Below are 25,332 nucleotides of genomic sequence, written 5' to 3'. Positions count from 1 at the left end.
GGGGGACTAAATGATTGGCGCACTTGTTTTAAGCACATTGGCAGTTGCCGGCCTGGCGATCAGCTTTGACGACGGCGATGATAACGCGCCCGAGCCTGATCCCATTGACGAAAACCCTGAACCAGTACTGCCGGATAACGTTGGCACGGACGGCCCGGATGATCTTATCCTGGGCGACGAAGACGATGTTTTGGACGCAGGAACCGGGGCCGACCGGGTGCAATCCGGCGGCGGCAATGATCAAATCTCTGGCAGCGAGGGCAAAGACACCGTCCTGGCAGGCGACGGCAGCGACACCGTGTCCGGCGGTGCGTTTCATGATCTGATTTACGGCGGCAACGGCAATGACGTTCTGTCCGGCGACGGCGGCCTCGACACGATTTTCGGCGAAGGCGGCAACGATACGCTGGACGGCGGCGACTGGAACGACTCGCTGGTTGGCGGCTTGGGCTATGACAGCCTGACAGGCGGTATCGGAAACGACGTGCTGATTGCCGGTGCAGGAAAAGATGTGGCCTATGGCGGCGAAGGCAATGACACTGTCTCCGGCGGCGAATTTCACGACATAGCCTATGGCGGTGCCGGAAACGACTCGCTGGCAGGCGATGGCGGCATTGACGTTCTGTTCGGGGACGACGGCAACGATACGCTGGACGGCGGCGCCTGGGATGACGACCTGATCGGCGGCGACGGCGCGGATATTTTGAACGGCGGCGCCGGCAATGATGCCCTGAGCGGAGTAAACCTGACACGGGACCTGACGCCGGAAGAGATTGCCAGCCTGCGCGACCAGGAGGAGGGATCAACGCTTGAGGGCGTCGGCTTCTCCAAGGCGGATGACGGCGCCGATACGCTGGATGGCGGCGCGGGCAATGATTTCCTGCTGATGGGGGCCGACGATACCGGAACCGGCGGCGAGGGTCAGGATGACTTCAGCCTGTACATGTCGCAGGACGCAACCGGTGTCATCACCATCACCGACTACACAGCCGGCGAAGACGTGGTTCAGCTGGTCTTTGACAATGGCAGCGAAACCGTGAATGCTGACGACTACAGCGTTGAAAATGATACGGAAACCGGCGATGCGCTGATCCTGCAGCAGGGCGAGGTTGTGGCCCGGCTGCTGGGGGCGGGCGAAACCTTTACCGCCGACGATCTGGTGCTGATCGACGCGGCCTAACCGCCGCAGCAACAAACCGAAAAAGGGCCTGCCGCAAGAAATTGCGGCAGGCCCTTTTTTATCAAATCAGGCTTGGCTATTACGCCTGTGCCGGCTTATCCGTTTGCTTCGCGGATCTTGTCGGCAGCGTCTTTGTCGAAGGTGATGCTGTTCTGTTCGAACATGCCGTCCAGTTCGCCTGACAGGGTCATCTCGGTGATGATGTCGCAGCCGCCGACAAACTCGCCCTTGATGTAGAGCTGCGGGATCGTCGGCCAGTCGGAATATTCCTTGATGCCGGAGCGGATGTCTTCATCCGCCAGAACGTTCACATCGGTGTAGTCCACGCCGATGTAGTTCAGCACTGCCGCCACGCGCGAGGAGAAGCCGCACTGGGGCATTTCCTTGGTGCCTTTCATAAAGAGCACCACGTCGCTGGCTTTGACGGTTTCGTCGATGCGGGATTTTACGTCGGTCATTGGTTTATGTCCTTTTCGTCGTGCCGCCGCGGGTGGACTGGCATAAAGTCGTTGAGCGCGAGATATGCCACAATGGGCAGCAATAAAAGGGCCGCAGCCGGAGAAACTTGATTTCCCGCAAATTCAAGCAGCCAATCCATTCCGTTACTCAGGCGCCTTGGTGGTCAGTGCCAGGGCGTGCAGCTCGCCGTCGGGGCCGTCCATCTTGCCTTTCAGCGCGGCATAGACGGCGCGCTGCTGCTGGACGCGGTTCTTGCCGCGGAAGCTTTCGTCGACAACCATTGCCGACATATGCACGCCGTCGGTGCCGGCCACCTGGATTTCAGCGTCGGGGAAGCTCTCGCGCAGCAGTTCTTCGATTTCGTGGGCTTGCATGGGCATCCGGGGAAGTCCTTTGTCTTGTTTGGTAAAAATGTAGGTTGGCACCGGGGGCTGTGCAAGCGGGATTAACCGCCGTCCTGTGCAAAAGGGGCAAGGGTTTCGACAAATTCCGGCACTGCCGCCAAGGCGTCTTGCACGGCTTCCTCCTCAAAGTCCCAGACTGAGGAGGGGGATTGCGGACAAAGTGCTGCAGTCAGGTCTGCGCAGCGGGTTTGCAGGTCCCGCGGCAAGGGCAGAGCGGTGGCTTCCTGCAGTACCAGAAGCGCTTCGTGAATGGGCCGCAGCACCCGCAGCGCATAGGTCATATGAGGCAGCAGGTCGGGATCGTCGCGCCAGGTTTCGCCGTCAAACAGCACTTGCGTCACACGCTGGCCGGCGCCGGCGCAGGAATAGGCCACACACCCGCCAAAGCCGCAAGTCGCCAGATCACCGTGGATGGTGCAGCGGAAATCCGGGCCAAGGTTGGGGCAGGGCGTGTCTGCGTCTTTGAGCAGATCAAAGTCCTCATGCGCCTCAAACGGATAGGCAAGGCAGCACAGGGCGGCGCAGCGGCTGCAATCCTCTGTCAGCTCAGGAAGGGTCATGGGCCGGTCCCCGTGTCAAAAGAAAGGGCGGGACAGCTGCGCCACCCCACCCTAAGCATCAGTCTGCTGCGGCGCCGGGTAAAAGGCGCCGCGTGTTTTTATCAGGCGACAGCAGCAGCAAAGCTGGAACGGAAAACGTCCTTCAGCTCGGCGAGCGGCGCCTCGGAACCACCGATTTTCACCGTGTCGCCACCGAATTTACCGACAGAGGTAATGGTCACACCTGCCTGGCCGGCGGCCAGCATCAGCCCTTCGGCCTGATCGAAATTGCAGGCAATCAGGTAGCGCGCCTGATCCTCGCCGAACACGGTCTGGGTGTCGCCCGCATCGATCTGCACGCCGACGCCGGCCTCTTCGGCCATCTCAAACGCTGCCAGTGCCAGGCCGCCGTCGCCAAGGTCGGTGCAGGCTTTGATCAGCTCGCGGTTGGCGCGGATGAACTCGCCATTGCGCTTTTCGGCCTCCAGATCAACCGCCGGCGCGTCGCCGTCCTCGCGGTTGAACACCTCTGCCAGCAGCGCCGACTGGCCCAGATGGCCCACGGTTTCGCCCACCAGCAGCGCCACATGGCCGTCGCGGGCCTCGCCAATGATCGGCTCTTCGCCGGCAGCGATCAGGCCCACGGCGCCGATGGTCGGGGTCGGCAGGATGCCCTTGCCGTCGGTTTCATTGTACAGCGATACGTTGCCGGAGACGATCGGCATGTCGAGTGCGGCAACTGCCTCGCCGATGCCTTTGATGGCGCCGACGAACTGGCCCATGATCTCGGGCTTTTCGGGGTTGCCAAAGTTTAGGTTATCTGTTGTTGCCAAGGGCTTGGCGCCTACAGCTGTCAGGTTTCGGTACGCCTCGGCCACGGCCTGTTTACCGCCCTCGAACGGGTTTGCCTTGACGTAGCGCGGGGTCACGTCGGAGGTGAAGGCCAGCTTCTTATCCGTGCCATGCACCCGGACAATGCCCGAACCCGCACCGGGCCGGCGGGCGGTGTCGCCCATCACGGTGGTGTCGTATTGTTCATAGACCCACTGCTTGCCCGCGTAGTTCGGCGAGGTCAGCAGCGCCTTAAGGCCGTCAATCGGGTCGATGGTGGGCACGTCGGCATCGGTCAACGGCTCGGCTGCCGGGGTCGGAACCCAGGGGCGGTCGTATTCCGGCGCGGTAGAGGCCAGTTTCGACAGCACCAGATCCGCTTTCACTTCACCGTTGTGCAGGATCAGGAAGCGGTCCTCGGCAATGGTTTCACCGACGATGGCAAAATCCAGGTCCCATTTTTCGAACACGGCGCGGGCGTCGGCTTCCAGCTCGGGCTTCAGCACCATCAGCATGCGTTCCTGAGATTCCGACAGCATCATCTCGTAGGCTGTCATGTTCTCTTCGCGCTGCGGCACGTCTTCGAGGTTCAGCTTGACGCCCAGCTTGCCCTTGTCGCCCATTTCCACGGCAGAACAGGTGAGGCCGGCAGCGCCCATGTCCTGGATCGAGATCACCGCGCCGGTCTGCATCAGCTCCAGCGTGGCTTCCATCAGGCGCTTTTCGGTGAAGGGGTCGCCAACCTGAACGGTGGGGCGCTTTTCTTCGATGGTGTCATCAAATTCGGCGGACGCCATGGTGGCACCGCCAACGCCGTCACGGCCGGTTTTGGCGCCAAGGTACACAACCGGCATGCCAACGCCGGATGCGGCGGAGTAGAAAATGCTGTCGGTCTTGGCCAGGCCAGCGGCAAAGGCGTTCACCAGGCAGTTGCCGTTATAGGCGGGGTGGAAACGGACTTCACCGCCCGCGCAAGGAACACCAAAGCAGTTGCCGTAACCGCCGATGCCCTCAACCACGCCGTTGACCAGCTGACGGGTCTTGTGGTGGGACGGCTCGCCGAAGGACAGCGAGTTCATCGAGGCGATGGGCCGCGCGCCCATGGTGAAGACATCGCGCAAGATGCCGCCAACCCCGGTTGCCGCGCCCTGATAGGGTTCGATGTAGGAGGGGTGATTGTGGCTTTCCATCTTGAACACCACGGCGTCGCCATCGCCGATATCCACGATGCCAGCGTTTTCGCCGGGGCCACAGATCACTTGCGGACCGTCGGTCGGCAGGGTGCGCAGCCATTTCTTGGAGGACTTGTAAGAGCAGTGCTCGTTCCACATTGCCGAGAAGATGCCCAGCTCGGTGAACGTCGGCTCGCGCCCGATGATTTCCAGGATCAGATCGTATTCGTCGGGCTTCAGCCCGTGATTGGCAATCAGTTCAGGCGTGATGGCGGGTTCCTGCATCCGTAAACGTCCCCAATGGCTGCGATTGCGCGCCTTTTAGGGCAAGGAGGGGCGCGGGGGAAGCGGAATCAGCCGGCTCCCGGGCAGATGCCGGCAGAGGCGTCTTTGCGCCGCAGCGGCTGATCCGCTGCACAGGGTTAAGCTTTAGTCTTTTCAAAGCGGTAGATTTGCGGGCGCGCAGCCGGCAAGGTGCTGAAATTACAAGCATGGCGAAAGTCGGCTGCGGTTTGAAAAAGAAAATAAAAGACTTTGTTTTTTCCGCTTTGCTATCCAAGGGCATGTCCGGCCCCGCCGGAAGGCCGCCGGAAGCTGTAAGGATCAGGAGGCGCGGATCCAGATTGCCCGACGATCAATACCCCTTTAGGGTCAATGTGTTACGGCCAAAAAAAAGGCCGAGCACTAAGCTCGGCCGAAGTCCAACAGGGAGGTATGAAGGGGGGCGAAGCCGCCGCCTCCATGAGCTTCATTTAGGGCGCCGGGCCTGCCCCTTCAAGGGGATTAATGTCAAAGAAGGGTCAATGCTGGTATGCGGAAATTGCATGGCTTGGGGCGCTGCACCGGTTCGAACAATTCAAAACCGGTCCAATCGCTGCCATGCAGCGCGAATTCGGGCAGCTGAGGCGCCGGCGGGGTTCAGAGTTTCCCCAGCTCTTTCATATGCTTCCGATGTGCCATGATTTCGGATTGCACAAAGTCGCGGAACGCACCGACCCGCTGCGAATGGCGCAGTTCTTCGGGATAGGCGAGGTAGACCGGAACGCTGTGCTGATCCTCTTCCGGCAGCACCTCGACCAGTTGCGGGAATTCCTCGGTCACGTAATCCGGCAGAATGCCGACCCCCAGATTGTGCAGCACGCCCTGCAGCACGCCGAAATAGTTGTTGACGGTCAGCAGCGATCCCGGGTTGTGAGCCATCAGCATTTTGCCAAGAACCGCGGCTGAGCCCACTTGGGCGGAGCGCTGGTTCTGACAGATCAGCCGGTGCTGGGAAATGTCTTCAACGGTTTCCAAGGTGCCGCGCTGTTCCAGGTAGGTTGGAGAGGCATAAAGACCCATCCGCACCGTCATCAGCCGTTTGCGCACCAGATCGGCCTGGCTGGGCTCCTTCATGCGGATGGCCACATCAGCCTCGCGCATCGGCAAGTCCAGAACACGTTCCTCCAGCATCAGGTCGATTTTCAGATTGGGGTATTGTTCATACAGTTTAGTCAGACGCGGGGCGAGCCAAAGGGTGCCGAACCCCACAGTGGTTGTGACACGCAATTCACCGAACACTTCCTCTTCGCTGTCGCGGATGCGGGCAGAGGCCGCTTCAAGCCGGGTGGACATGGATTGGGTGGCATCAAACAGCAGTTCACCCTGTTCGGTGAGAATCAGTCCCCGCGCATGACGGTGGAAAAGCGTCGCATTCAGGCTTTCCTCCAGCGCCCGAATCTGGCGGCTGACCGCCGATTGCGACAGATTCAGCCTGTCCCCGGCATGGGTCAGGCTGCCCGCATCGGCTACCGCGTGAAATATTCTGAGCTTATCCCAATCCATATGCGTTACTTTCTGTGCGTTTGGGGCCGACTGTATGAAATCTTAGTTATGTATCAGTTTCCGTGACGCAAGCGAGCAAAAACGAAAAAAAAGCGGCTATTCAGGTCAGTAATTATGACCTATTCTTGGAGGCAGAAAGTGCAAGCTAATCCCGGTTGAGGAGGCCACGATGAGCACGCCGAAAATATCACTCAACGACAAGTATGACCTGACGAAATCGCCGGTGCTGTTGAATGGCACCCAGGCCTTGGTGCGGCTGATGCTGATGCAGAAACACCGCGACATGGCTGCAGGTCTCAATACCGCCGGGCTTGTCACCGGCTACCGCGGCTCGCCCCTTGGGGCCGTCGATCTGCAGATGAGCAAGGCCGAGAAACAGCTGAAGGCGGCAGACGTTACCTTTCAATACGGGTTGAATGAAGATCTGGCCGTGACCGCCCTGTGGGGTGCGCAGCAGGCCGAAGTCCGCGGCGAAGGCAAATACGACGGCGTCTTTGGCCTGTGGTACGGCAAAGGGCCGGGCGTCGACCGCTCGGGTGATGCGATCCGCCATGCCAATATGGCCGGCTCGTCGAAACACGGCGGCGTGCTGCTGGCAATGGGTGATGACCACACCGGCGAAAGCTCCACCGTGCTGCACCAGTCGGAATGGTCGCTGTTGGATTGCTACCTGCCGATCGTCAGCCCGGCGGGTGTTCAGGAGATCCTGGATTACGGCATCTACGGCTATGCGCTCAGCCGCTTCTCGGGTTTGTGGACCGGCCTCAAGACCATGAAAGATACGATTGAGGTCACTTCGGTTGTGGACGCCAGCCCGGACCGGATGCAGCTGGTCACACCGGAATTTGACATGCCGGCCGACGGGTTGAACATCCGCCTGGACGACGACCGCTTCCGCCAAGAAGACCGGATCATCGACTACAAGCGCTTTGCGGCAGAGGCGTTCAGCCACGCCAACAAGATGGACAAGCGCATGTGGGGCAAGCCCGGCGCCAAGATCGGGTTTGTTGCTGCGGGCAAGAACTGGCTTGATCTAGTGCATGCGCTGAAGCTGTTGAACATCGACGAAAACATGGCCGAACGGCTGGGACTGACCACCTATAAGGTGGGCCAGACGTTCCCTATGGACATGAAAGGCTTCCACGACTGGGCCGAAGGGCTGGACCTGATCGTTGTGGTTGAGGAAAAGCGCAAGCTGATCGAGATCCAAATCAAGGAAGCGATCTTTGATGACCGCCAGGGCCGCCGGGTTTACGGCTGGTACAAGGGCGGCGCCGGCAGCATGCACCGCGAGGAGCTGTTCCCGACCCGTTATGCGCTGGATCCGATCATGATCGCCGAGAAACTGGGCGGTATCCTGATCGAAGAAGGCCGCGAAACCGAGGCCATCCGCGCCGGCCTGGAAGGCCTGGCAGAGGCGCGCCGCGCCGACAACGCCGAGGAAATCGCCACCCGGCTGCCCTACTTCTGTTCCGGCTGCCCGCACAACTCCTCAACCCGCCTGCCGGAAGGGTCCCGCGCCTATGCCGGCATCGGCTGCCACTTCATGGTGCAGTGGATGGACCGCGAAACCACCGGTTTCACCCACATGGGCGGCGAAGGCGTAAACTGGGTGGGCGAGGCGCCGTTCTCCAACCGTAAGCATGTGTTCCAGAACCTTGGCGACGGCACTTATAACCACTCCGGCGTGCAGGCGATCCGTGCCGCGCTCGCCGAAGGCACCAACATTACCTACAAGATCCTCTATAATGACGCGGTGGCCATGACCGGCGGCCAGCAGGCCGAGGGCGGCCTTACCGCACAGCAGATCGCACATGAGCTGACCGCGATGGGGGTCAAGACCATGGCCGTGGTCTATGACGAGAAAGAGGACGTGGATGCCGCCCTGTTCCCGGCGGGCATGCGGATGCATGAACGCGCCGAGATGATGAAAATCCAGCGTGAGTTTGAAGAGGTGGAGGGCGTCTCAGCCATTATCTACATCCAGACTTGTGCGGCCGAGAAACGCCGCCGGCGCAAGAAGGGCCAGTTCCCGGATCCGGACCAGCGGGTGTTCATCAACACCGACGTCTGCGAGGGCTGCGGCGATTGCGGGGTGCAGTCCAACTGCGTCTCCATTGTGCCCAAGGACACCGAACTGGGCCGCAAACGCGCGATTGACCAGTCGTCGTGCAACAAGGATTTCTCCTGTGTAAACGGTTTCTGCCCGTCCTTTGTGACAGTGGAAGGCGCCAAGATCCGCAAGGAGGCGACAGCCGACATCGACCTGCCGCATCTGCCGATGCCGCAGCTGCCGGAGATTGACGGCACCCACAACGTGGTGATCACCGGCGTCGGCGGCACTGGCGTTGTGACCATCGGCGCAGTGCTGGCGCAAGCCGCGCAGATCGACGGCAAAGGCGCCGGGCTGATGGAAATGGCCGGCCTCGCCCAGAAGGGCGGCGCGGTGCATATCCACTGCCGGATCGCCAACACCCCCGAAGACATCTCGGCGATCCGCGTCGCCACCGGCGAAGCACATGCGCTGATCGGCGGCGACCTGGTGGTCAGCGCCGGCGCCAAGACCCTGGGCCTCACCACCACCGGCCAGACCGGTGCGGTTGTGAACAGCCACGAGATCATCACCGGCGAGTTCACCAAGAACACCGAGTTCAAAGTGCCGTCGGACCGGCTGGAACTGGCCCTGCAGGCCCGCCTGCGCGACCGGCTGGACCTGTTCGATGCCTCTGACCTGGCCCGGGCTGCGATGGGCGATTCGATCTTCTCGAATATGATGGTGTTCGGCGGTGCCTGGCAAAAGGGCCTGGTGCCTGTCAGCCACGAGGCGATCGAACAGGCGATTGAGATGAATGGCGCTGCTGTGGAGCGCAACAAGCGTGCCTTCGACATCGGCCGCTGGGCGGTGCTGCACCCGGAAGAGGCCGCCAAGCTGATCCAGCCGCAGGCCGTGGACAAGCCGAAAACGCTTGAAGAAAAAATCGCCTTCCGCGCTGATCATCTGGTGGCCTACCAGGGCAAGGGCCTGGCCAAGCGCTATGCCAAGTTTCTGGACGGCATCAGCGATTCCGCGCTGAAAGAAGCGGTGGCAAAAGGCTATCACAAGCTGTTGTCCTACAAGGACGAATATGAAGTCGCCCGCCTGCTGCTGGACAGCCGCGCCAAGGCGGAAGCGGAGTTCGAGGGCGACCTCAAGCTGTCCTACCACCTGGCCCCGCCGATGCTGGGCGGTTCTGACCCGGACGGCCGCCCGAAAAAACGCAAGTTCAGCGCCGGCATGGAACGCGGTTTCCGCCTGCTGGCCAAGCTTAAGTCCCTGCGCGGCACCCCTCTCGACATCTTTGGTTACACCGCAGAGCGCAAGATGGAGCGCGCATTGATCAAGCAGTACGAGGGTGACATGAAAGAATGGCTGCCGAAAGCCAGCCCGGAGATCACGGAGCCTCTGCTGGCGCTGGCCGAACTGCCGCTGCAGATCCGAGGCTTCGGCCCGGTGAAGATGGCGAACGAGCAAAAGGCCGCCAAGCGCCGCGAGGAGCTTCTGGCCGCCCTGCGCCAGGGCGGCGTGCCGCTGAAACAGGCGGCTGAGTAATCAGGGCCGGGCGGGGTACTCCCGCCCGCTTAGCCCCTTTCAAAGAAAGGTTCAAAACCGTTGGGACCAGCGCGGCGCTGACGCGCGGCGTTTGCCGTTCCGTTGCTTCTTTCTGGTCATAAACACCCCGGGGTCCGGGGCAGCGCCCCGGTCCTCCGCTGCCGCAATCCGTCACACCTCTGTTACGCATCTGTTGCAGACTGCACTCCCGGCCTAATGTGGCCGCTGACACCAGACGGAGACTTCTCGCAGATGCAGGCGCAGCGTCACATTGCCCGCGATATTTCCTATGCCCATTCTGCCTCTACCCGCGCAGGGCGTGCGGTGATCCGGCTGATGGAGAATTCCACCGGACGCCTGAACCTGATCCGCCGCGCCGCAGGCTATGAGCAGGAGGTGGCCACGGGCCGCAGCTTCTGGTCGGTAATGACGGAACGCTACGGGCTGACACTGGACATCGCGGGCGGGTCGCTCAGCAATATCCCGGAGGACCGGCCGGTGATCCTGATCGCCAATCACCCTTACGGCATCCTCGACGGGTTGATGATGGGCCATATCCTGGCGGAAACCCGCAGCGATTTCCGCATCCTGGCACATCAGGTGTTCCGCCGCGCCGAGGACTTGGACAAGGTGATCCTGCCGGTCGACTTCGCCGCAACCAAAGCGGCGATGCGGACCAACTTGGAAACCCGCAAGAAGGCGCTCAGCTACTTGGGGCAGGGCGGCGCCATCGGCATCTTCCCGGGCGGCACGGTGTCCACAGCCGCGCATCCCTTGGGCCACCCGATGGACCCGGGCTGGCGCGGCTTTACGGCGCGGATGATTGCCAAATCGGACGCCGTGGTAGTGCCGATGTACTTTGACGGCCACACCTCGCGCCTGTTCCAGATCGCCAGCCACCTGCATGCCACCTTGCGCATGGGGCTGCTGATCAAGGAATTCCGCAAGCGCGTTGATACCCCGGTCCGGGTGGTTCTCGGCGAGCCCATCGGCCGTGACGTTCTGGACCCGCTGGCCAAAGATACAAAAGCGCTTATGGATTTTCTGCGCAAAGCCACGTATGAGCTGTCTCCAGTACCGCTCAAATCCTTCGGTTACGGGTTTGAGTTCGAAGAGAAACACCGCGCGTGAGAGAGCTTTATGGCTGTTGGCATCTTTGATTCAGGCCTGGGCGGGCTGACCGTCCTGGACGCGGCGCAAAAGCGCCTGCCGGATGTGGATTTCCTCTACTACGGCGATAACGACCGCGCGCCTTATGGTGTGCGCGATGCAGAGGACGTCTATCAGCTGACAAAATCCGCAGTGGAGGATATGTGGGACAAAGGCTGCGATCTGGTGATCCTGGCCTGCAATACCGCCTCTGCCGCCGCCCTGCGCCGGATGCAGGAGGGCGGGCTGCCTCAGGGTAAGCGGGTGCTGGGCGTCTTTGTGCCGCTGATCGAAGCGCTGACCGAACGCCAATGGGGCGATAACTCGCCACCGCGTGAAGTCGCCACCAAGCATGTGGCGCTGTTTGCCACCCCGGCCACCGTCGCCAGCCGCGCCTTTCAGCGGGAACTGGCCTTCCGCGCTATCGGTGTGGACGTCGAAGCGCAGGCCTGCGGCGGCGTCGTGGACGCGATTGAGGACGGCGATCTGATTCTGGCAGAAGCGCTGGTGCGCAGCCATGTAGACGCCTTGAAGCGCAAGATGCCGCATCCGCAGGCGGCGATCCTCGGCTGCACCCATTACCCGCTGATGGAACAGACGTTCCAGGCGGCACTGGGACCGGAGGTCAAAGTGTTCAGCCAGGGCAACCTGGTGGCAGACAGCCTGGCCGACTACTTGACACGGCATCCCGGCATGCAGGGCAATGGTGCTGACGGCTATTTTACCACCGGCGACCCGGGCCGCGTCAGCGACCGCGCGACCCAGTTTCTCCGACGGGAAATCACCTTTCAGGCCGCCTGAGCACAGACCGCGCGGGACCTTGTTCCAGGTCAATGTGCACGGGCGCATTTTCTCCTAATTCTCTCCGCAGATGGCTGCGGAACCGGCATATCATATCGAAAGACGAGGTCTGACATGACCCATAAAGTGGCTATTCTTGGCGCGTCCGGCTACACTGGCGCCGAACTGGTGCGGCTGATCGCCCAGCATCCGAACATCGAAATCGCGGCGCTCTCGGCCGATCGCAAGGCTGGCATGACCATGGCCCAGGTCTTTCCGCACCTGCGCCATATGGAATTGCCGGTGCTGTGCAAAATCGATGGGATTGATTTCTCCGGCATTGACCTGTGCTTCTGCGCGCTGCCGCACAAGACCAGCCAGGAAGTGATCGCAGCGCTGCCCGCGAACCTGAAGATCGTGGATCTGTCGGCTGACTTCCGGCTGCGCGATCCGGCGGAATACGAAAAATGGTACGGCAACCCGCACGCCGCGTTGGAGCAGCAGGAAGAGGCGGTCTATGGCTTGACCGAGTTCTACCGGGAAGACATCAAATCCGCGCGGCTGGTGGCCGGCACCGGCTGCAACGCGGCCACCGGCCAGCTCGCGCTGCGCCCGCTGATCGAGTGCAGCGTCATTGATCTGGACGACATTATTCTGGACCTGAAATGCGCGGTCTCCGGCGCCGGCCGGTCGCTCAAGGAAAACCTGCTGCACGCCGAGCTGAGCGAGGGCTGCAACGCCTATGCCATTGGCGGCACCCACCGGCATCTGGGTGAATTCGATCAGGAATTCAGCAAGATTGCAGGCCGCCCGGTCAAGGTCCAGTTCACCCCGCATCTGCTCCCCGCCAACCGCGGCATTCTGGCCACCGTCTATGTGAAGGGCGACGCGCGGACGATCCATGAGACCTTCGCCAAGGCTTACGCAGATGAGCCCTTTATCGAACTGCTGCCCTTTGGCGAGGCGCCCAGCACGCACCATGTGCGCGGCTCCAACTTCTGCCATATCGGCGTGGCGCAGGACCGGATCGAAGGCCGGGCCATTGTGATTGCAGCACTTGATAACCTGACAAAAGGTAGCAGCGGCCAGGCCTTGCAGAACGCAAACCTGATGTTAGGTGAGACTGAGACCGAAGGGCTGATGATGGCGCCGCTGTTCCCCTGATCCGGGGGCGGCGCAGGCACGGGCCTTGAAATGAGGAAACCATGAAGAACCTGAAGAAACAGCGCCGGATCCAAGTCATTGCCGTTGCCGCGGTGGCTTTGGTCGTTGCAACCGCCCTGATCGGTTATGCCATGCGCGACGGGATCAACTACTTCCGCTCGCCCAGCCAGGTGGCCGAGGCGCCGCCGAAACCGTCCGAAGTGTTCCGCATCGGCGGGCTGGTTGAGGAAGGAAGCCTGCTGCGCGGTCAGGGTGAAACCGTGCGCTTTGCCGTCACCGATGGCGGCGCCACGGTGCAGGTCGCATATACCGGTGTGCTGCCGGACCTGTTTGAGGAAAACCAGGGTATGGTCGGTACTGGCCGTTATGTGAATGGTGTCTTTGAAGCCTCTGAAATCCTGGCGAAACATGACGAGACCTATATGCCCAAGGAAGTCATGGACGCGTTGAAGGAGCAGGGGGTCTATCAGGAACCTGAAACCTGATCTTGCCCAGCTTGATTAAGTATAGATGGCCCCGCAGGACTGGCGTCCTGCGGGGCCTTTTTCGCTTCAGCGCTCACCAGTAAACAGAATCTGGGCGTTGCGCGGGCAGCGTACGGTGGTCTCAGCAGATCTTAGCGCCTTCGGGGCAGTATACCTGCGTTGGAAGTGGTGAGGTGCTATGCAGGATGTAAAAGAAATCGCCGCAGAGATTGTGGCGCGTGAAGGCGGCTTTGTGAATGATCCGGATGATCCCGGCGGCGCCACCAAATACGGTGTGACTATCGGAACATTGCGGCGGCTGGGGTTGGATGTAACCGGTGACGGGGGCGTGGACACCTGGGATGTGAAGGCGCTGAGCCGCGCACAGGCCGTGGACATCTTCATCCGTCACTATTTCGAGGCGCCCCATATCGCCAGCCTGCCGGTCTGCCTCGAGGCCACGGTGTTCGATATGTATGTGAACGCAGGCATCAACGCGGTGCGCATTCTTCAGCGCCTTCTGCGGGAGATGGGGTATACCGTAACCGTGGACGGCGTTATCGGCCCGCAAACCGCATCGGCGGCAGAGCAGGCAGCCTTGGTTGACCCGGACGCCTTGCGCGACGCCTATGGCATCGCGAGGCGCAATTATTACTTTCGTCTCGCGGATCAGCGCCCCGCCAGCCGCAAATTCGCCCGCACCCGCGACGGCACAAAAGGCGGCTGGATCCGGCGGGCCGAGGAATTCATCTCTGCCCAATACCATCTGAGCCGCCAGGCGTTTCAGCAAAGGACCGCGGCATGGGGCTGATCGCAGATCTATTTGGCTTGATTTTCGGGAACCGCCGCAATGCTTTACGGGAAACCGTTGAAGTTTTTCGCGAAAACGCCGAGGCCGGTGCAGCCCGGTCGCATGAAATGCAGACCGCCGCGCTGAGCCAGCTGGCCGCGGAATTCCAATACGGCGGCAATAGCCGATTTGACCGTTTTATGGACGCGGTGAACCGGCTGCCGCGGCCGATGCTGGCGCTGGGAACTCTGGCGCTGCTGGTTTCGGCGCTGTCTGATCCCGTCTGGTTCGCCGCCCGGATGCAGGGGCTCGCGCTGGTGCCGGAGCCATTGTGGTGGCTTCTGGGCGTCATCGTTTCCTTCTATTTCGGCGCCCGCCATCAGGTGAAATCCCAGGAGTTCCAGAAGGGGCTGGCCGCCAGCCTTGCGCAAGTCCCGCAAGTGGCCGGTAACATTGCCGCGCTGGAGCGGTTGCGGGCAGACTCACCTGCCGCCGCAGTCGCCGGTACCAGCGCGGCCACCCGGACAGAACCCGCAGCGAAAGAGGATAATCCGGCTCTAAATGCCTGGAAATCCCGCAGAGGCTGATCACAATCTGCACACTGCGGCGGCGTGGCACGGCGAATGCCATTGGCGCCTCCGCCGGACAGGCGTATAGAAAAGCCAGCCTAACAGAGCATGCATGGACACATCGGCACATGATCACAGAACTCGGACATTTCGCCCTAATTCTCGCCTTCATGATCGCGATCGTGCAGGCCGTTATTCCCTTGATCGGCGCGCATAAACGCTGGCCCGGCTGGATGGCCGTGGCAGAACCCGCAGCACAGGCGCAGTTCCTGTTCACCGCCTTTGCCTTCGGGGCGCTGACCTGGGCGTTCATCACCTCTGATTTCTCGCTCAAGCTGGTCACTCTGAACAGCCATTCGGCCAAGCCGATGCTGTACAAGATTTCGGGAACCTGGGGGAACCATGAGGGTTCGATGCTGCTGTGGGTGCTGATCGTCGCTCTGTTCGGAGCCCTGGCCTCGGTCTTTGGCGGCGGGCTGCCGCCCACCTTGAAAGCGCGCGTGCTGGCGGTGCAAGCAGCGATTGGCGTGGCGTTTTATGCCTTTATCCTGTTCACGTCGAACCCGTTCCTGCGCCTGACGGTGCCCCCGTTTGACGGTCAGGATTTGAATCCACTGCTGCAGGATCCGGGCCTCGCCTTCCATCCGCCGTTTCTCTACCTCGGCTATGTCGGGCTGAGCATGGCATTTTCTTTTGCCGTCGCTGCCCTGATCGAAGGCCGCATTGATGCCGCCTGGGGCCGCTGGGTGCGGCCTTGGACGCTGGCGGCCTGGATTTTCCTGACCATCGGCATCGGGCTGGGCTCCTGGTGGGCCTATTACGAGCTTGGCTGGGGCGGTTTCTGGTTCTGGGACCCGGTTGAAAATGCTTCCTTCATGCCTTGGCTGCTGGCGGCGGCGCTGCTGCATTCCGCCATCGTGGTGGAAAAACGCGAGGCATTGAAGAGCTGGACCATCCTGCTGGCGATCCTGGCATTTGGCTTTTCGCTGATTGGCACCTTCATCGTGCGCTCCGGCATCATTACCAGCGTGCATGCCTTTGCCAACGACCCGGAACGCGGGGTGTTTATCCTGTTCATTCTGGCCTTCTTCACCGGCGGCGCGCTGACGCTGTTTGCCGCGCGTGCGCAGGTGATGGAGGCCAAGGGCGTCTTTGGCATGGTCAGCCGCGAAAGCGCACTGGTGGCCAATAACATCCTGCTGGCGGTCAGCTGCTTTGTGGTCTTCTTCGGCACCGTCTGGCCGATCCTCGCGGAGATGCTGCTGGACCGCAAGCTGAGCGTCGGCCCGCCGTTTTTCAATTCGGCTTTCACCCCCTTTATGGTGGCGTTGGGTCTGATCATGCCGGTTGGTGCCATGCTGCCGTGGAAACGCGGCCGGATCGGGCGCACCGCTTGGCAGCTGCGCTATGTTTTTGTTCTGGCGGTGTCACTGGGCGTGCTGGCCTGGGCGATGCAGACAGGAAAGTCCGCGCTGGGGCCGGTTGGGCTTTTCCTCGGCTCCTGGATGGTGTTCGGCGCGCTGGCCGACCTGTGGCTGCGCAGTGGAAAGTCCGGGCGTTTGCAACGGATGCTACGGCTGCCGCGTGCTGATTGGGGCAAGGCTGTGGCCCATGGCGGGCTCGGCATTACAATCTTTGCCATTGCAGGCCTGACCGCCTGGGAGCAGGAGGATATCCGCGTGGCACGCATCGGTGAACCCTTTGACGTCGGCGCCTTTACGTTGGTGCTGACGGATGTCAGCCGCGAACAGGGACCCAACTATTTTACCACCAAAGGGCGGGTCGAGGTGACGCGCAACGGGCAGTCCGAAGCGGTGATGTTCCCGGAGAAGCGGGACTACCCGGTCAGCCGGATGCCAACCACCGAAGCGGCAATCGACTACCGTGTCACCCGCGATGTTTATGTGGTTCTGGGTGATCAACAGGCCGATGGCAGCTGGACCATGCGCACGTACATCAAGCCGCTTGCCAATTGGATCTGGGGCGGCTCGATCCTGATGGCCCTTGGCGGGCTGCTGAGCCTCAGCGACCGGCGCTTCCGCGTCGCTGCAGGCGCGCGCAAATCACCTGAAGCAGGAGTGCCGGCAGAATGATGTTGCGACTTTTGATCCTGGCGGTTGCAGCGCTGTTGACGGTCTCTGTGCTTGCACCGGCGCCGGCCTTGGCGGTGGAGCCGGATGAGGTGCTGGCCGATCCCGCACTTGAAAGCCGTGCGCGGGAGCTGTCCAAGGACCTGCGCTGCCTGGTTTGCCGCAATGAGAGCATTGATGAGTCCAATGCCGAACTGGCCCGAGATCTGCGCGTCCTGGTGCGCGAGCGGCTGGTGGCGGGCGACAGCGACCGCGAGGCGATGGATTTTATCGTCGACCGTTATGGTGAGTATGTGCTGCTGCGCCCGACGACCGGCGGCGCCAACTGGCTGTTGTGGGCTGCTGGTCCGCTGATGCTGCTGGCCGCGCTTGTGATCGCCGTCTTCTATGTGCGGGGACGCGCCCGCGCGCCCAAGGCCGCCGAGCAGGGGCTGAGCGCTGACGAGCGGGAGCGGCTACGGAAAATCCTGAAGGATTGACGCTGGGTCCGGCTTTCCGGCAGGCGGGCTTTCCGTCACCATACCGGCAAACGGCCAGACGGATACGCTCTTGGCCCCTGAATGCAAGCATTGTGAGGCACTCCGATGGACTATAAGGAAATCCTGTTTTCTCTGCAGGACGGGCTGGCGGTTGTCACCCTGAACCGTGAAGCGCGCAAGAACGCACTGAACAGCCGGATGCGGTCCGAGATCACTCATGCGATGCGCATGGCTTCTTCCGAGGCCCGCGCTGTGGTGCTGACCGGCGCCGGCGACGCGTTCTGCTCGGGCCAGGATCTGAGCGACGCTGGCAGCAACGGCGGCCAGCTGGATCTGGAACGCACGCTGCGCGACGAATACCTGCCGATGCTGCAGGCGATCTATGATTGCCCGGTGCCGGTTGTGGCGGCCGTCAACGGCGCCGCTGCCGGGGCGGGCGCCAATCTGGCGCTGGCCGCCGATGTGGTGATCGCCACGGAAAGCGCCTTTTTCATGCAGGCCTTCAGCAAGATCGGCCTGATCCCGGACGCAGGCGGGACCTGGTTCCTGCCGCGCCAGATCGGCCTGGCGAAATCAATGGGGGCAGCCCTGTTTGCCGACCGCGTCAGCGCCCGGCAGGCCTGCGACTGGGGCATGATCTGGGAAGCGGTGCCGGATGCGGAATTCGATGCCCATTGGCGGGAACGCGCAAGCTATCTGGCCAGCGGCCCCAGCAAGGCCTTTGCCGCCACCAAATCCGCCCTGCGCGAAAGTTTCGGCCGCACTTTAGCCGAGCAGCTGTCGGAAGAGGCTCATCTGCAGGGCCAATGCGGCAAGACCCGGGATTTTCTGGAAGGTGTCACAGCCTTCATGGAAAAGCGCCCCGCGAAGTTCGAAGGGCGCTGAGTAGCTTCAGGCCAGCTGAAAACTGAAAGAAGGTGCCGGAGAGATTCTCCGGCATTTCATTTTAGGCGCGAGTCAGCACCATGATGTTGTCTGCTGTAATCAGGCCCCCGGCACCTTGGATACGAGCAAAAACCTCGCCATCTGCCAGCAGCAGGGCGTCATCCTCATCACCGAATTGGTCAAGCGTGTTCTCAACGGTGATTTCAGGTGGCGTGCCTTCGCCATCATGGGAATAGACGATTACATCCTCAAGGCGGCTGTAGTCTGTCAGAACAACCGGTTCATCGCCGGCCTCGATCCAGTCGCCGAGGATCAGTTCATCTCGGCCTTCTCCTAGGCTCACTGTGTCGCCGTTGCCTGCAACAACATCGTCATTTCCGCGGCCCGCCTGGATCACATCCGCATCTTCGTCAGTATCCTGGCTCAGCTCAGGTTCCAGCTGAACGTCAACATCCGGGTCTTCATCGGCAATCCAATCTCTGAGCGCTTGAAACGCAGTATCCGCGTCAACTGCACTGGTTGCGACAATAAAGTCGTCACCCAGATCGCCGACGAGCGTATCGCTGCCCTGCCCATCTATGATGACATCGTTGCCGTCACCACCGCGCAGGAAGTCATTGCCTTCACCGCCGGCCAGCGCATCTGTGCCGTCCTGTCCAAACAGCCGGTCATTTCCGGCATTGCCGTCTACCATGTCGTCGCCGTCCTTGGCGAATATCGTGTCCTCGCCTGATCCGCCGGCCAGGTCGTCGTTACCTTCTGTGGCGTCGGCGGTGGTGTCGCCTTTGGTAATGTCATCGCCGTCATCATCCAGAGCAATAGCGACGCCGCCGATGGTCATACCGATACCGAGCAAGATCAAAAGTTCCATGTCACCAATCCCGTAGTCACCTGGCAGACGGCGCTTGCAAAATGCGCGCGGGGCCGCTCTGCCAGAAATAAGTAAAGCAGGCGGTTTGGTATTGAGTTGAATCGTTTTAGTCAAACACTGCTAAATATTGAACTTCCCATAGAAACAGTCTGAGCCAAGATCCGGAATTGTCGCCATTTTACGGCTATTGCGGTGGCATGGGCTTTGGGGCCTCGCCCAGAAAATCGCAGGCTCCCCGGAGTCGGCAAAAGAAAACGCCCCGCGAATTGCGGGGCGTTTGGACCTTCATTGCAGCTGGCGGTCAGCGCTTTTCGATGTCGATGTAGTCGCGCATGGTCTCGCCCAGGTACAGCTGGCGCGGGCGGCCGATCTTGTTCTGCGGATCGGCGATCATCTCTTTCCACTGCGAGATCCAGCCGACGGTGCGCGACAGCGCGAAGATCGGGGTGAACATCGACGTCGGGAAGCCCATCGCCTCAAGAATGATCCCCGAGTAGAAATCGACATTCGGGAACAGCTTCTTCTCGATGAAGTAGGGATCGTTCAGCGCGGTCTGCTCCAGTTCCTTGGCAACTTGCAGCAGCGGATTGTCCTCGACACCCAGCAGATCCAGAACTTCGTCCGCGGATTGCTTCAGCACGGTCGCGCGCGGGTCGGTGTTCTTGTAGACGCGGTGGCCGAACCCCATCAGGCGGAACGGATCGTTCTTGTCCTTGGCGCGTGCGATATATTCGGGAATACGGTCGACCGAGCCGATTTCCTTGAGCATTTCCAGGCAGGCCTGGTTGGCGCCGCCGTGGGCCGGTCCCCAGAGGCAGGCAATACCGGCTGCGATACAGGCAAACGGATTTGCGCCCGAGGAGGATGCCAGACGCACGGTGGAGGTCGAAGCGTTCTGTTCGTGATCCGCGTGCAGAGTGAGGATGCGGTCCATCGCCCGGCTCAGGATCGGATTCACGTGGTATTCCTCAGCCGGAACCGAGAAGCACATGTGCAGGAAGTTGGCTGCGTAATCCAGATCGTTCTTGGGATACACAAACGGCTGGCCGATCGAGTATTTATAGGCCATCGCAGCGATGGTCGGCAGCTTGGCGATCAGGCGGACTGCCGCAACTTCGCGCTGCCACGGATCGGTGACGTCCAGCGAGTCGTGGTAGAAGGCCGACATCGCCCCGACCACGCCAACCAGGGTTGCCATCGGGTGTGCATCACGGCGGAAGCCGCGGAAGAAGTTGTGCATCTGCTCATGCACCATGGTGTGACGGGTCACACGGGTCTCGAAATCCTCCAGCTGGGTGACGGTCGGCAATTCGCCGTAAAGCAGCAGATAGCAAACCTCGAGGTAGTGCGATTTCGATGCCAGCTGGTCGATCGGGTAGCCGCGGTGCAGCAGTTCACCCTTGTCGCCGTCAATATAGGTAATGGTGCTGTCGCAGCTGGCGGTCGAGGTGAAGCCCGGGTCATAGGTGAACACACCTGCCTTCGCGTAGAGCTTGCGGATGTCGAGAACATCGGGCCCGGCCGTTGGCGAGAAAATGGGCAGCTCGTAGGTTTCGCCATTCAGGCTGAGCGTGGCAGATTTCTGTGTCTCGGTCATGGATGTCCCTTCCTGTTACAGGCACGAGAGCGGCCGTGCAGGCGTCTTCATGCGGGGCAGCGCCTGCGCGGATTCGCGCAGGGGTTGTCGTATCAAAACAGGCTTACCCGGGAGTTAAGGACCGGACTCAGCCTGTTGCGTCTTTGAGCCGGGCAAGGGTTTCCTCGCGGCCCAGAATCAGCATCATGTCGAACACCGAAGGCGTTACCGCCCGGCCCGCCAGTGCCGCCCGCAAAGGGCCTGCCAGCTTGCCGAACTTGGTATCATGGGCTTCTGCAAATGCGTTCAGAAGCGCCTCCAGATCGTCACGGACCCAGCTAGCATTTTGCAGCTGCGGCGTCAATTCTTCCAGTATACCATCGGATACAGAAGATAGCGCCTTTTCAGCCTTCGCATCCCGGTCAATTGGCCGTGATGCAAGGATAAAATGCGCTTTTTCAAGCAGTTCAGGGAAGGTGCGTGCCCGGTCCTTGAGGCAATACATCGCAGCTTCCAGACCCTGTGACTGCGCGTCAGTCAGGGCGGTTTCTCCGGCCGCGCCCAGATAGGCGCTGATTTCTTGCCGCAGTGCGGCGTCGTCGCTAACGGCGATATGCTGACCGCTGAGATTCTCCAGCTTCTTGGTGTCGAACCGGGCCGGGCTTTTGCCGATACCGTCAAAGTTAAACCACGCCTTGGCCTGATCGTCCGTAAAAAATTCGTCATCGCCGTGCGACCAGCCCAAACGGGCCAGGTAGTTGCGCATGCCTGCCGCCGGATAGCCCATCGCCTGGTATTCCTGCGCCCCCAAGGCCCCATGGCGTTTGCTGAGCTTTTTACCGTCCGGCCCATGGATAAGCGGGATATGCGCCCAGACCGGCACGTCCCAGCCCATCGCCTCATAGATCATCATCTGGCGGGCGGCGTTGTTCAGGTGGTCATCGCCGCGGATCACATGGGTGACGCCCATATCGTGATCGTCGACCACAACCGCCAGCATGTAAACCGGCGTGCCGTCCGAGCGCAGCAGGATCATGTCATCAAGCTGTTCATTCTTGATGGTGACGTCGCCCTGAACCTCATCTTTGATAACGGTAACGCCGCTTTGCGGCGCCTTAATGCGGATCACATAGGGTGCATCCGGGTGGCTGGACGCATCGGTGTCGCGCCAGGGCGAGCGGTAGAGGGTGGACTTGCCTTCGGCCTTGGCCTGTTCACGGAAGGCGGCGATTTCGTCCTGGGTGGCAAAGCATTTATAGGCCTTGTCTTCCGACAGGAGCTGCCTGGCCACCTCAGCGTGGCGTCCGGCACCCTCGAACTGGCTGATCACCTCGCCGTCATGATCCAGGCCCAGCCACGCCATGCCTTGCAGGATGGCGGCGGTCGCCTCAGGCGTGGAACGCTCGCGATCGGTATCCTCGATCCGCAGCAGGAACTTACCGCCGCGGCCACGGGCATAGAGCCAGTTGAACAGCGCGGTACGGGCGCCGCCAATATGCAGAAAGCCGGTGGGAGAAGGCGCGAAACGGGTGACAACCGGTTGGGTCATGAGCAGGATTTACCTTTTGGAAACCATGTGAGGTTTAGAGTTTCAGCCTGTCTACCGGGCCAGAAGGCGGGGGGCAAGCATGCGGCTGAGCGCAACCATCGCAGACCTGCTGCAGGCGCAGCGGGGGAATCTGTTCCCCTGGACCCCAGTTTTTCTCGGGGCCGGGATCGGAGCCTATTTTTCTATGAAGTCGGAGCCTGGCGCCGCCGTGTTTGCCGGGCTGGCGATGTGTGCGCTGCTGATGGCAGCCGGCGCTATGTCCCGGCGGTCGCTGGCATTTTTGCTGTGGGCGCCTGCACTTGCAGCAGCGGGGCTTTGCCTGGCCGGAGCACGCGCGCACCGGGTGTCGGCTCCGGTTTTGGATTTCCGCTATTACGGGGCCGTGGAGGGACGTGTCGTGGCTGTCGACCGTTCGCCGACCGACGTCCTGCGGCTGACCCTGGATCTGCTGCGGCTGGACCGGGTGGCCGCGGAAAACACGCCGGCCCGTGTCCGCATTTCGTTGAAAGCGCTGGAACAGGTGCCGCCGCCGGGCGCCAGGGTCATGACCACCGCACATTTGCTGCCGCCGCAGGGGCCTGCCGAACCAGGCGGGTTCGATTTCCGCCGCCACGCTTGGTTCAAGCAGTTGGGCGGGCTGGGATACACAAGCGTTCCGGTGCTGCTGGCAGAGGCACCTAGCCAAAGCCTGCCAGTCGAACGCCTGCGCCGGAACGTGGCGCATGGCTTGCAAGACCGTATAGCAGGAGAGACCGGCGGGTTTGCAGCCGCAATCACCACCGGCGACCGCAGCGGCGTGGGGCAGCAAACGCTGACTGCCCTGCGGCAAAGCAACCTGGCGCATCTGCTGGCGATCTCCGGATTGCATATGGGTCTGCTGACCGGATTTGTCTTTGCGGCGCTGAGAGTTGTGCTCAATCTGATACCTGTCCTAGCCCTGCGCTGGCCGGTCAAGAAGCTGGCAGCGCTTGCGGCGCTGACTGCCGGCGCGGGGTATCTTGCCTTGTCAGGCGGTAATGTGGCGACAGAACGGGCCTTTGTCATGGTGGCGGTGATGTTTGGCGCTGTGCTGCTGAACCGGCGTGCGATTACCCTGCGCGCGGTGGCAGTTGCTGCGTGGATTGTGCTGCTGCGGCGGCCGGAAAGCCTGCTGAGCCCTGGTTTCCAGATGAGTTTTGCCGCGACAGCCGCGCTGGTTGCGGTATTTGCTGCGCTCAGAAACAAAGAGGTGCCGATGGGGCCGCGCTGGTTGCAGCCGGTTGTGGCGCTGGTGATTTCATCTGCGGTGGCCGGGGCGGCAACCGCACCCATTGCAGCGGCGCATTTTAACACGGTGCCGCACTACGGGCTGCTGGCGAACCTGCTTTCGGTGCCAGTCATGGGCTCGGTCGTTATTCCGGCTGCAGTTCTAGCACTGTGCCTGGTGCCGTTGGGCCTGGAAATGATCGGGTTGACAATTATGCGATGGGGGCTGGACTGGATCCTTGCAGTTGCGCAGGCCGTCTCAGAATTTGAGGGGGCTTTGTCTCATGTGCCGGCACCGGGCGCCTGGGTTCTGCCACTGTTTGCTGCGGGCATGCTGTTTGCAGTGATCTGGCAAGGCCGGCTGCGGCTGGCAGGGCTGCTGCCGGCGGCCAGTGCCCTGTTGATGTGGGGCGCGGCAGAGCGTCCTGTTGTCCTGATTGCTGATTCCGGCGGGCTGGTTGGCGTGATGGCACCGGAAGGCCGGGCCTTGTCCCGGGCCAAAGGGCAGGGGTTTATTGCGAAAATCTGGCTGGAGAATGATGGCGACCCGGCTGGACAGATCGCCGCCGCGGCGCGGTGGAGGGAGGAAACAGACGCTTTGCCGGTTTGGCAGGGACCTGGATTCCGCCTGGTTCATGCGCCTGGAAAACGTAAACTCGCGCAGGCAAGCACTTGTAAAAAAGGAGATATCGTCGTTTCCACGGTCACGGCGCAAACACCGGAAAACTGTCTGCTTCTGACGCCGGCAGTGATGCGCCAAACGGGCAGCATCGCCGTGACCACGACAGGCGGCTTACAGACATCCCGCAGTGTGTCGGGACAGCGGTTGTGGACGGGATGGCAGCCGGAGGGGGCAGAAATCAGCCGCCTCCGGAGGATTATTGGCCAGGAAAGCCCTCAATAAGTGCGGATCAACCCAACCAGCTGGCCTTGGATCTGCACCTGATCTTCCGGGTAGCGCCGGGTTTCATAGGCCGGGTTCGCGGCTTCCAGCGCGATCATGCTGCCCTGGCGCTGGTAGCGTTTCAGCGTGGCCTCGTGCCCCTCGACCAGTGCAACAACGATATCGCCGTTCTCTGCAGCACCGGTTTCACGGATCACTACGATGTCGCCGTCATTGATGCCGGCTTCGATCATCGAGTCGCCCTTTACCTCCAGCGCGAAATGCTGGCCGTTCGGCGCGATCATGCCGCCCGGAACCGCCACCTGATGTGACACCTGGCTGATCGCTTCAATCGGCACACCGGCGGCGATGCGGCCCATCACCGGCAGTTCCACGGCAGCCTGGCGCATTGGGTCTGCTGCGGCAGGTACAGGCGGTGCGGGCTGCGTTTGACCGCCGTCAATCACCTGTGGCGCAAAGCCTTGCGCGTCCGGCGCACCGCCCAGGCTGTCCGGCAGGCGGATAATCTCAATCGCACGGGCGCGGTGCGGCAGGCGGCGGATGAAGCCGCGTTCTTCCAATGCAGTGATCAGCCGGTGAATGCCTGATTTCGATCGTAGGTCCAGTTCGACCTTCATTTCATCGAAACTGGGAGGCACGCCGTCACGCTGCAGACGTTTGTGTATGAATTCCAGCAGTTGCAGTTGTTTTTTTGTGAGCATCGCCGCTCCCTCCGCGCCTCATGTTTTCTTTTGTTCTACGCATGTTCCCGTTTTGTGTCAATATCGCAGTCCCTGGCGTGGTGCAAAAGAGAACGCGCCTGGGGCGCGTGCCTCCGGC

The 25,332-nt window shown here is 61.5% G+C and carries 22 protein-coding genes; 12 read left to right on the top strand and 10 right to left on the bottom strand.

Annotation, left to right across the window (positions count from 1 at the left end):
• The first annotated feature begins 10 nt into the window (after nucleotides 1-10).
• Nucleotides 11-1,180: a calcium-binding protein gene (locus tag AQUI_RS28450; RefSeq protein ID WP_084294463.1), complete on the top strand. Its 1,170-nt coding sequence runs from the start codon at nucleotides 11-13 to the stop codon at nucleotides 1,178-1,180.
• A 95-nt stretch (nucleotides 1,181-1,275) separates the two neighbouring features.
• Here AQUI_RS28450 and grxD read toward each other — a convergent pair whose 3' ends face one another.
• The 6 genes from grxD to AQUI_RS0119680 all read right to left on the bottom strand — a co-directional run bounded on the left by grxD (nucleotide 1,276) and on the right by AQUI_RS0119680 (nucleotide 6,409).
• Entirely contained in the window at nucleotides 1,276-1,638 is a 363-nt protein-coding gene (grxD, locus tag AQUI_RS0119705; RefSeq protein WP_027259041.1) for a Grx4 family monothiol glutaredoxin, read from the bottom strand.
• A 144-nt stretch (nucleotides 1,639-1,782) separates the two neighbouring features.
• Nucleotides 1,783-2,019 carry a BolA/IbaG family iron-sulfur metabolism protein gene (locus tag AQUI_RS0119695; protein ID WP_019297755.1) on the bottom strand — a complete coding sequence of 79 codons (237 nt, stop codon included), beginning with the start codon at nucleotides 2,017-2,019 and terminating at the stop codon, nucleotides 1,783-1,785.
• Nucleotides 2,020-2,084: 65 nt separating this feature from the next.
• Nucleotides 2,085-2,603: a hypothetical protein gene (locus AQUI_RS0119690; protein WP_027259040.1), complete on the bottom strand. Its 519-nt coding sequence runs from the start codon at nucleotides 2,601-2,603 to the stop codon at nucleotides 2,085-2,087.
• A 101-nt stretch (nucleotides 2,604-2,704) separates the two neighbouring features.
• Nucleotides 2,705-4,870, bottom strand: coding sequence for a phosphoribosylformylglycinamidine synthase subunit PurL (purL, locus tag AQUI_RS0119685; RefSeq protein ID WP_027259039.1), 2,166 nt, complete (start codon nucleotides 4,868-4,870; stop codon nucleotides 2,705-2,707).
• Entirely contained in the window at nucleotides 4,845-5,150 is a 306-nt protein-coding gene (locus AQUI_RS30915; RefSeq protein ID WP_156916877.1) for a hypothetical protein, read from the bottom strand. Before AQUI_RS30915 ends, purL begins: the two co-directional genes overlap by 26 nt.
• 353 nt (nucleotides 5,151-5,503) lie before the next feature.
• Nucleotides 5,504-6,409: a LysR family transcriptional regulator gene (locus tag AQUI_RS0119680; RefSeq protein ID WP_027259038.1), complete on the bottom strand. Its 906-nt coding sequence runs from the start codon at nucleotides 6,407-6,409 to the stop codon at nucleotides 5,504-5,506.
• 169 nt (nucleotides 6,410-6,578) lie between these two features.
• Here AQUI_RS0119680 and AQUI_RS0119675 point away from each other — a divergent pair, with 169 nt between their 5' ends.
• The 10 genes from AQUI_RS0119675 to AQUI_RS0119630 all read left to right on the top strand — a co-directional run bounded on the left by AQUI_RS0119675 (nucleotide 6,579) and on the right by AQUI_RS0119630 (nucleotide 18,368).
• A complete protein-coding gene (locus tag AQUI_RS0119675) occupies nucleotides 6,579-9,998 on the top strand; it encodes an indolepyruvate ferredoxin oxidoreductase family protein (RefSeq protein WP_027259037.1) in 3,420 nt (1,139 codons plus the stop codon).
• Nucleotides 9,999-10,250: 252 nt separating this feature from the next.
• The gene (locus AQUI_RS0119670; protein WP_027259036.1) at nucleotides 10,251-11,129 is read left to right on the top strand and encodes a lysophospholipid acyltransferase family protein; all 879 of its coding nucleotides are present in this window, start codon (nucleotides 10,251-10,253) and stop codon (nucleotides 11,127-11,129) included.
• Nucleotides 11,130-11,138: 9 nt separating this feature from the next.
• Nucleotides 11,139-11,948 carry a glutamate racemase gene (locus AQUI_RS0119665; RefSeq protein WP_027259035.1) on the top strand — a complete coding sequence of 270 codons (810 nt, stop codon included), beginning with the start codon at nucleotides 11,139-11,141 and terminating at the stop codon, nucleotides 11,946-11,948.
• Between the two features lie 114 nt (nucleotides 11,949-12,062).
• Nucleotides 12,063-13,091 (top strand): N-acetyl-gamma-glutamyl-phosphate reductase, encoded by a 1,029-nt coding sequence (gene argC / locus AQUI_RS0119660; protein WP_027259034.1) that lies wholly within the window; start codon nucleotides 12,063-12,065, stop codon nucleotides 13,089-13,091.
• A gap of 41 nt (nucleotides 13,092-13,132) precedes the next feature.
• Nucleotides 13,133-13,576, top strand: coding sequence for a cytochrome c maturation protein CcmE (gene ccmE, locus AQUI_RS0119655; protein WP_027259033.1), 444 nt, complete (start codon nucleotides 13,133-13,135; stop codon nucleotides 13,574-13,576).
• Nucleotides 13,577-13,754: 178 nt separating this feature from the next.
• A complete protein-coding gene (locus AQUI_RS0119650; RefSeq protein ID WP_027259032.1) occupies nucleotides 13,755-14,366 on the top strand; it encodes a holin-associated N-acetylmuramidase in 612 nt (203 codons plus the stop codon).
• Nucleotides 14,357-14,932 (top strand): holin family protein, encoded by a 576-nt coding sequence (locus AQUI_RS0119645; RefSeq protein ID WP_027259031.1) that lies wholly within the window; start codon nucleotides 14,357-14,359, stop codon nucleotides 14,930-14,932. Before AQUI_RS0119650 ends, AQUI_RS0119645 begins: the two co-directional genes overlap by 10 nt.
• 110 nt (nucleotides 14,933-15,042) lie before the next feature.
• Nucleotides 15,043-17,007, top strand: a complete 1,965-nt coding sequence (locus tag AQUI_RS0119640; protein WP_027259030.1) for a heme lyase CcmF/NrfE family subunit — start codon at nucleotides 15,043-15,045, stop codon at nucleotides 17,005-17,007.
• Entirely contained in the window at nucleotides 17,004-17,483 is a 480-nt protein-coding gene (locus AQUI_RS0119635) for a cytochrome c-type biogenesis protein (RefSeq protein ID WP_245596950.1), read from the top strand. The genes AQUI_RS0119640 and AQUI_RS0119635 overlap by 4 nt, the downstream gene beginning before the upstream one ends.
• A 105-nt stretch (nucleotides 17,484-17,588) precedes the next feature.
• On the top strand, nucleotides 17,589-18,368 hold the full coding sequence (locus AQUI_RS0119630; protein ID WP_027259028.1) for an enoyl-CoA hydratase-related protein: 780 nt from the start codon (nucleotides 17,589-17,591) through the stop codon (nucleotides 18,366-18,368).
• A gap of 61 nt (nucleotides 18,369-18,429) precedes the next feature.
• On the opposite strand, the gene AQUI_RS0119625 is transcribed toward AQUI_RS0119630, so the two are convergent.
• The 3 genes from AQUI_RS0119625 to gltX form a co-directional block, all read right to left on the bottom strand.
• Nucleotides 18,430-19,239, bottom strand: coding sequence for a calcium-binding protein (locus AQUI_RS0119625; RefSeq protein ID WP_027259027.1), 810 nt, complete (start codon nucleotides 19,237-19,239; stop codon nucleotides 18,430-18,432).
• A 301-nt stretch (nucleotides 19,240-19,540) separates the two neighbouring features.
• On the bottom strand, nucleotides 19,541-20,836 hold the full coding sequence (locus AQUI_RS0119620; protein WP_027259026.1) for a citrate synthase: 1,296 nt from the start codon (nucleotides 20,834-20,836) through the stop codon (nucleotides 19,541-19,543).
• Nucleotides 20,837-20,963: 127 nt separating this feature from the next.
• Nucleotides 20,964-22,364 carry a glutamate--tRNA ligase gene (gltX, locus tag AQUI_RS0119615; protein WP_027259025.1) on the bottom strand — a complete coding sequence of 467 codons (1,401 nt, stop codon included), beginning with the start codon at nucleotides 22,362-22,364 and terminating at the stop codon, nucleotides 20,964-20,966.
• A gap of 79 nt (nucleotides 22,365-22,443) precedes the next feature.
• On the opposite strand from gltX, the gene AQUI_RS0119610 reads away from it, so the two are divergent.
• Complete coding sequence (locus tag AQUI_RS0119610) at nucleotides 22,444-24,513, top strand: ComEC/Rec2 family competence protein (RefSeq protein ID WP_027259024.1); 2,070 nt, start codon at nucleotides 22,444-22,446, stop codon at nucleotides 24,511-24,513.
• Here AQUI_RS0119610 and lexA read toward each other — a convergent pair.
• Nucleotides 24,507-25,214, bottom strand: coding sequence for a transcriptional repressor LexA (gene lexA, locus AQUI_RS0119605; RefSeq protein WP_027259023.1), 708 nt, complete (start codon nucleotides 25,212-25,214; stop codon nucleotides 24,507-24,509). The genes AQUI_RS0119610 and lexA overlap by 7 nt on opposite strands.
• Nucleotides 25,215-25,332: the final 118 nt, after the last annotated feature.

The sequence above is a fragment of the Leisingera aquimarina DSM 24565 genome, from assembly GCF_000473165.1.
GTDB classification, from domain to species: Bacteria; Pseudomonadota; Alphaproteobacteria; order Rhodobacterales; family Rhodobacteraceae; genus Leisingera; species Leisingera aquimarina.
Note: the sequence above shows the minus strand (reverse complement) of the source record. Positions and strands in the feature narration are given on the sequence as shown.